The sequence below is a fragment of the Pseudoroseomonas cervicalis ATCC 49957 genome, assembly GCF_000164635.1.
Classification (GTDB): domain Bacteria; phylum Pseudomonadota; class Alphaproteobacteria; order Acetobacterales; family Acetobacteraceae; genus Pseudoroseomonas; species Pseudoroseomonas cervicalis.
The window spans coordinates 457,717-459,777 of the sequence record NZ_GG770778.1 but is presented as its reverse complement, the minus strand read 5'-3'; the positions used below and the strand labels follow the sequence as shown (position 1 = coordinate 459,777).

Annotated in this window: 2 protein-coding genes; both read left to right on the top strand. The window is 72.2% G+C overall.

Annotated elements, in window-relative coordinates:
- Positions 1-351 (top strand): murein hydrolase activator EnvC family protein (locus HMPREF0731_RS09335; RefSeq protein WP_007003854.1); only part of this gene is annotated, 351 nt, incomplete at its 5' end.
- Between the two features lie 145 nt (positions 352-496).
- On the top strand, positions 497-1,879 hold the full coding sequence (locus HMPREF0731_RS09330; RefSeq protein WP_245538295.1) for a S41 family peptidase: 1,383 nt from the start codon (positions 497-499) through the stop codon (positions 1,877-1,879).
- The last annotated feature ends 182 nt before the right edge of the window (positions 1,880-2,061 follow it).

Below are 2,061 nucleotides of genomic sequence, written 5' to 3'. Positions count from 1 at the left end.
CGCGTCACCCGCGATTTCGGCGACAATGGCGCCGGCGGCCCGGCGCGCGGCCTGACCTATGCCGCGCCGCCCCAGGCCCGGGTGGTCAGCCCCTGCGGCGGCAGCATCGCCTTCTCCGGTCCGTTCCGCTCCTATGGCCAGCTGTTGATCGTCGATTGCGGGCGGGGCTACCATTTCGTGCTGGCCGGGCTGGACCGGCTGGACACCGAGACCGGCGCCCGGGTGCTGGCCGGCGAGCCGGTCGGCCAGCTCGGCGCGGGGGAGGAGAATGGCCGCGCCACGCTGTATGTCGAGCTGCGCCGCAACGGCCAGCCGGTCGACCCCAAGGGCTGGTTCCGCAGCCGGGGCTAGGCGGCCCTCCCGCAGATTCCGTCCCACGGCATTGTCGAAAAAGGTTTCAATTTGCCCCTTGCACAGGAAGCCGCTCTAAGGTGTCTCGCTAAGCCGTCGAATGCTCGCGGCAGAAGGATCGTTGACCGGCATGAGGGGTCACCGCATGAAGCCTAAGATGCGCATGGTCGGCGTGGTGGCGGCGGCCTTCGCCGCCGGCGCCGTGCTGGGGCCGGTGGTGCTGCCGCCGGTGGTCTCCGCCTTCGCGCAGGAGACCGGCAACCGCGCCGAGACCTACCGGCTGCTCAACCTGTTCGGCGACATCTTCGAGCGCGTCCGGGCCGAGTATGTCGAGCCGGTCAATGACCGCGAGGTGATCGAGTCCGCGATCAACGGCATGCTGCAGGGGCTCGACCCGCACAGCAGCTACATGAACGCCCGCTCCTTCCGCGACATGCAGGTGCAGACCCGCGGCGAGTTCGGCGGCCTCGGCATCGAGGTCAGCCAGGAGGGCGGCTACGTCAAGGTGATCTCGCCGATCGACGACACCCCGGCGGCCCGCGCCGGCGTCAAGCCGGGCGACCTGATCACCCATCTGAACGGCAGCTCGGTGCAGGGCCTGACCCTGCAGGAGGCGGTCGAGCAGATGCGCGGCGAGCGCGGCACCACCATCAAGCTGACCATCCGCCGCCCGGGCACCGAGACGCCGATCGAGCTGTCGCTGACCCGCGACGTGATCCGGCCGCAGGTGGCGCGCTTCCGCATGGAGGGGAACGACATCGGCTATGTCCGCCTCTCCTCCTTCAACGAGCAGACCGACGCGGCGCTGCGCCGCGCCGTCACCTCGCTGCGGCAGCAGGCGGGCGGCAACCTGAAGGGCCTGATCCTCGACCTGCGCAACAATCCGGGCGGGCTGCTGGACCAGGCGGTGCAGGTCTCGGACGATTTCCTGGAGCAGGGCGAGATCGTCTCCACCCGCGCCCGCCGCGCCGATGAGGGGCAGCGCTGGAACGCCAAGCCGGGCGACATCACCGACGGGCTGCGCGTGGTCGTGCTGGTCAATGGCGGCTCCGCCTCGGCTTCCGAGATCGTCGCCGGCGCGCTGCAGGACCACCGCCGGGCGATCGTGCTCGGCACGCGCTCCTTCGGCAAGGGCTCGGTGCAGACCGTCATGCCGATCCCGGGCAATGGCGCCATCCGGCTGACCACGGCGCGCTACTACACGCCGTCGGGCCGCTCCATCCAGGCCACCGGCATCAACCCGGATATCGAGGTGCTGGCGACGCGGGAGGAGGCGAACGCCCCGCTGCGCGACCGCGAGGCCGATCTGCGCCGCGCGCTGCGCAACGACAATGGCAGCGCCGAGGCGCCGCCGCTGCCGCCCACCAACCTGCCGGCCGGCGTGGCCGAGAAGGTGAGCCGCATGCCGCCCGAGGGCGCCCCGGCCTTCGACCCGACCAAGCCGGAGACCGACTTCCAGGCCCAGCAGGCCGCTGCCCTGCTGCGCGCCTGGGCGGCCGCCGATCCGCAGCGCCGCGCCGGGCGCTGAACCCCAGGGACAGGCGCGCCATCATGAGCCGCTCGCCATGAGGCGTGCCTCCCCGGCCTGGAAGGCGCTCGGCGCCTTCTGGGTGCTGGTCCTGGCCGGTGCTGCCGGCACTGGCCTGGTGCTGCACCGCCTGGGCCCGCCCGAGGCGCCCGCGCAGGCCGCGCCGAACGGGCCGGGCGTGG